Source organism: Nitrospirota bacterium, assembly GCA_016178585.1.
GTDB lineage: Bacteria > Nitrospirota > Nitrospiria > JACQBW01 > JACQBW01 > JACOTA01.
On record JACOTA010000076.1, the window covers coordinates 1 to 5320 of the forward strand.

General features: G+C 43.2%; 5 protein-coding genes. 4 read left to right on the forward strand and 1 reads right to left on the reverse strand.

All coding sequences use genetic code 11. The features are described from left to right. Positions 1-224 precede the first annotated feature (224 nt). From HYR79_11990 to HYR79_12005, 4 genes are all read left to right on the forward strand, one after another. A complete protein-coding gene (locus HYR79_11990; protein MBI1822419.1) occupies positions 225-1406 on the forward strand; it encodes a hypothetical protein in 1182 nt (393 codons plus the stop codon). 136 nt (positions 1407-1542) lie between these two features. Beyond that, positions 1543-1974 carry a thioesterase family protein gene (locus HYR79_11995; protein ID MBI1822420.1) on the forward strand — a complete coding sequence of 144 codons (432 nt, stop codon included), beginning with the start codon at positions 1543-1545 and terminating at the stop codon, positions 1972-1974. A 30-nt stretch (positions 1975-2004) separates the two neighbouring features. Continuing rightward, the gene (locus HYR79_12000; protein ID MBI1822421.1) at positions 2005-3426 is read left to right on the forward strand and encodes a M48 family metalloprotease; all 1422 of its coding nucleotides are present in this window, start codon (positions 2005-2007) and stop codon (positions 3424-3426) included. A gap of 45 nt (positions 3427-3471) precedes the next feature. Next, entirely contained in the window at positions 3472-4329 is an 858-nt protein-coding gene (locus HYR79_12005; GenBank protein MBI1822422.1) for a mechanosensitive ion channel family protein, read from the forward strand. 53 nt (positions 4330-4382) lie between these two features. Here HYR79_12005 and HYR79_12010 read toward each other — a convergent pair whose 3' ends face one another. After that, on the reverse strand, positions 4383-5153 hold the full coding sequence (locus HYR79_12010; GenBank protein ID MBI1822423.1) for a trypsin-like peptidase domain-containing protein: 771 nt from the start codon (positions 5151-5153) through the stop codon (positions 4383-4385). Positions 5154-5320: the final 167 nt, after the last annotated feature.

Consider the following 5320-nt stretch of genomic DNA (forward strand, 5'->3'; position numbering starts at 1 on the left):
ACAGGTTGGCAACATCCAAATGGAGACCCTGGCATGCGATTGTCTCTTGCATAGGAGACAATATGCCATATATGGATTTGGAAGTCCAGCAAAAAATGAAACCTTACTTTAGGCGGGGGAGACCTGAGTAGTTACAAAAATTTTTAAAAATAGCGAAAAATAGAGTAAATATGGTATGAATAATCACAAGAGTTTCAATAACGAATCTAAATAGAGGAATATGAATGAATAAACATTTTTTTGTTTTAATTTTTTTATTTGTCTCCCTTAATTTCGTTTCAACCGTTTCAGCCAACCCGGGGTTTGCCAGAAAATTTGGTACGAGTTGTGCGATGTGCCATTCAGGGTTCCCTTCCCTGAACGCTTTTGGAGAAACATTTCGAGATAATGGTTTTCAAATGCCGGGCCAGGACGTCGGGGATAAAGCGGTAAAGACAGGGGACGAAAAATTGTTTTTGGAACCCAGTTTAAATTTTGCGGCCAGGGTTGATGGCGCTATATCGTACCGGAACGATACGAATACCCATTCGGATGTCGGATTTCCTTCCCTGGTCAAATTATTTATTTTCGGATACCTGAAAAAGGATATTACCTTTTATACCTATTTTTTAGCCGATGAAGACGCGACGATCGTGGGACTGGAGGATGCCTATCTTTTTTTCAATAATGTTGGCAGCCACCCTTTTGATTTTATGCTGGGCCAATTTCAGGTGACCGATTTTGTTTATTCCAGGGAATTAAGATTAACCCATCAGGATATTACGATTTACAAAACGTCTGTCAGCAGCAGTAATTTTGATCTGACGTATCATCGAGGCGGGGCGTTCATGTTTTCATCAGAGTGGTTTGAAATCGATTTAGGTTTGGTTAACGGGAATGGTATTGGGCTGACTGACAGTAAGGAGAATTTTGATAATAACAGTTTTAAGGATCCCTTTTTGCGCTTAAATTTTAAAAAAGAGTCTCTTTCTCTTGGCTTTTATGGCCTTTACGGAGAGGACCAGGATAAGGACACTAAATTTAAAAATCGGTTCTATCGGGCAGGGCCCGATATCCGGATCAATCGCTGGCTTATTCCGTTGGATTTGAAGGCTCAATGGCTATTTGGGGAAGATCAAAATCCCGATTTTTTAAGTGATCCGGGGGATTCTCTCAAGATCAACGGGGGTTTTATCGAAGCGGTGTATTATGCCGGCCCGGAATGGATTGGCGTCCTGATGTATAACAGGGTTCAGGTGGCCCAAAAACCCGGACTTAACGCCAACGCGTTGACGTTAAATCTTACCCATTATTTCCTTCGAAATTTTAAAACTTATCTTGAATATACGACCGACTTGGAAGATAAAGGGTTTAGTCATCCTGAAAAAATCGATAACGCACAAATTGTTTTTGTTCTGGCATTTTGACGAAAATTAGAGGCGCGGGAAATCAGGAGGAAAGATTTTTGGAAAAATCCGACCGCATAAAACAGTTTGAAAAAGTCCTTGCGATGGACCCGTCTGATCCGACGACCTGTTGAGGTCGTTAAGGAAGGAAAATTGAATGACCGCCGCTTTTGAAACCTATAGAGGACAGGTTGAACCATCTGAAATCGATCATATGGGCCATATGAATATCAAGTACTATGCCGAGAAGTTTGATCAGGCGACCTGGAAAATTTTAATGGCGATAGGTGTGACGCCCCGCTATGTCCAGGAGACAGGGAAGGGGTTCGCCGTTCTTGAAAGCCTTACAAAGTATCTGCATGAGTTGTTGGCCGGGACTTCGGTTTTGATTGAGACGGTGTTACTTGAGGTTACTTCTAAAAAAGTCCGGATTCTTCATCGATTGAAAAAAATGGAGACGGGCGAGATCGTGGCGACCAACGAGCTCCTGGGAATTCATTTCGACCTCAAACTTCGAAAGAGCTGTGAAATGCCAAATTTCATTTTCGAAACCGCCCTATCTTATAAAATAACCAATCAAAAATTGTAAACATACGGACCTCTAAAATAAAGGGTAATTTTGGTTTTTAAACGTGAGAAATCTTTTCTGCGAATATTATTCGGAACCGTCGTTTTGTTTGCGCTGGTCGATTGTGCGTCTTTTCCCGGGCAGACCCGGCAGGAAGCCACACTTCCTCCGCTTTCTGTTCCTGACGATGAAACCCGGTCAAAGAAAATGGGTAAAGAATTTCTGAGTGAAGCCCGGAAACAGTTCACTTTTGTTCAAAACCCCGACGTCATTGATGCGGTCACCAGAGTGGGTCGGTCGATTCTTTTGGCGAACGGAGAGAACCCTCAAAATTACCATTTTCTGGTTGTTAAAAATGAAGTTCCCAATGCGTTCGCCGTCCCAGGCGGGTATATCTTTGTGTTTGACGGCCTTCTTTCGAGAATGACCAGCGTCGAGGAACTCGCAGGGGTTTTGTCTCACGAAATCGGACACGTGACAAAGGATCATTTTTTCCAAGAAAATAAAGGGGCTGCTTTGGCGAATGTCGCCGGCATTGTGGCGGCTCTATTAACACGGGAGCCGAGCGCCGCCATTGCCGGAGCGCTTACCGCTGAGTCATTGGGCCTTTCCTTTAGCCGTGAACATGAAAGAGAAGCCGATTCTGTCGGTCTCCGGTTCCTTAATCAGGCCGGGTATCATCCAGAGGGTTTGTATCATTTTTTTAAAACACTTGAAGCTTACGAAAAATATAATCCCTCCCTTGTTCCGGCCTACTTTTCGACTCATCCCGCAGTGGGTGAACGGGAGGCAACGATGCAAATGTTGATCAGGGGGCTTCCTCCTCCCCCGGCCGACGCCAAACCAGTCTCTTTAGACTGGGACCGGATTCGTGCTCTGGTTGGAATAGAAAACAATCCTAATAAACCTCCTTCCGAGTTTTTTCTCGATCCTTTCAAAAAAGGGATGTCAGAGGAAGAAAAACATTATTTGACAGGTTTAATCCTGTTAAATAATGACCGGCTTCGGGAGGCGGTCGTTGAATTGCAAAACGCAATCGGAACCGGTTCGAACAACTCATTCTTTCATTCAACTCTGGCTTACGCTTTTTTCAAACTCAATCAAATTCCTCAGGCCAGGTCCGAAGCTTCGCTGAGCGCAACTCTGGATTCCGCGAATGGAGAAGCGGAGATGATTTTAGGGTTTATTGGGGAGGTTGAGAAAAATAAGGAGGTTGCTCTTGCACATTATGAAAGGGCCAATTTATTGCGGCCGAACGATCCGAGGATTTTTTTCAAACTCGGCGCGTTATATGCGTCGATGGGACGCACAAAGGAAGCCCTTTGGAGTCTTGCTCAATTTTATCGGTCCGGATATCAGATTGAAAAGGCCTTAAAAGAATTGGCTAAAGCGAGGGAAGCTTTTGCCGGCGATCAGGTCTTCAGGTCAAAAGTCGAGGCAGAAATGAAAGATATTATTCATGAAGGGTTATGAGATTGGTTTTTCAGGTTTTAAGCATGAAGGGAGGAGTTTTAAAAAATGGCCTTTATCGAAAGAATTTTGAAAAGCGAATTTATCAAACCCGAAACCTTTCCTGGAGCCATTTTTTACGGTTTTGTGTTTCTAATCCTTGCCTGGCTGGGTGGCAGAGCGATTCGGTTCGCCTCCGGCCAACTCCAGAAATTTTATAGAGGCGAAAATGACCTGGTTGACCGGACGACCCTTGCCTTTATAACTCAATTATTTCGAATCGGATTTTATTTGGTGATGGCGACGTTGTATGCGCACCTGATTCCCGAACTTCGTTCGATCGGAACCGTTCTCCTCACCGGAGTCAGCATTGTTTCCGTAATTGTCGCCCTCGCCGCACAGAATACTCTTGGAAACCTGATTGCCGGGGTCTCCCTTCTTCTTTATAGACCGTTTAACGTGGGTGACAGATTGCAGGTTTATACTTTTAATCAAACGGAAACCGGAGAAGTGGAGAGTGTTACCCTTGGTTATACGGTCCTGAAAACCTTTGATAACCGGAGAATTGTGTTCCCGAACAGTTCCATGGCAAGTCAGGTCACGATCAATCTGACGACAAAGGATCCCCGATTGATTACGACGATTCCCTTTGGCATTGGCTACCAATCGGATATCCAAAAAGCCCGGCAGATCCTTCTTGACCTGGCTAAAAGGCATCCACTGGTTCTTGAGGCGGTTGACTGTCCTGTAACGAAATTGGGAGATTACAGTATAACGGTATCCTTGCGAATTTGGTGTGGTAATGGGTTAGATGCGAAAAAGATAGAGTTTGACCTCTATGAACAGGCCAAAACGCTTTTTGACCAGGAAGGCATCGAGATTCCATTTCCATCTCAAAACGTCATTTTAAAAAGAAATAACGAATGAAAAATAACTCAGTGGAGCGTTATCATCGGGCGCGGAACCACCAAATGAAAATGCTATTTTCCGATTAAAGATATTGGGATAAAATTTTCAGATGGGGCAAAGGCTTCGTTCAAATCAAACGTAACCGCGGAGCCGACCATTCCTTCGCCATTGATCACTTTTCCAATGGTTTCTCCGTCTGAATTAACCAAGATTCCCTTTTGAGTTATCGGTTTTTGACTTGTTATTTGAATGAACTGCTGTTCTTTTTTATCGTTTTGTTGAGGTGACAATAAATGAGTTACCGTGACATGGTTAGCAGTCAGGGATGGGTCTGTTGGATCTGATATGTGAAGAAAGCGGTCTCCAACTTGTATTCCCTTTGGCCCGGAAACTTTTACGGAAACTAGATTCTTTTGACTGATTTTTAATATGGCAAGATTTCTTTTTTCATCCGTCTGAACTCCAACGACAGGCAAGGTTGTCCCGTCTTTAAAATTAACCCGCGCTGAATCGGCATTATTTAAATCGCTTAAATTCGTTAATACCAGTCCATTTGCATCAATGACAATTCCTGGAATTGTTTGAATTTTATTGCCTGATGGATCCAGAAGATCGATTTTAACACTAGCCTGTTTTATATTTCTTTCAGCATCAACCGTTAGAATAATATTATGATGAGACAACAAACCATCGGGCGCATTAAATGTTATTGTCAAATAAATTGAGGTCAGAGAAACAATAACCATCATGACGCCGACGCTGAGAACATATTTCCATTGGATTGAGGAATAAAATAAGGGTCCAAATCTCCCGCGAAAAGATAAGGTATTATTTTCTTTCACAGGCTCTATTTTTCCAAATTGCTTACTATTGATGGTCTCGTAAAAAGTTACGTGGTGAATGAAACTGCAAGCCGGTCAGAAGGCCAAAAGATCCCGAGAATGGATTGAAGGTTCTTCATGATGGCCGGTCGTTGATATTTGATAGCGTGAATAAGGCCTGAAAAGCC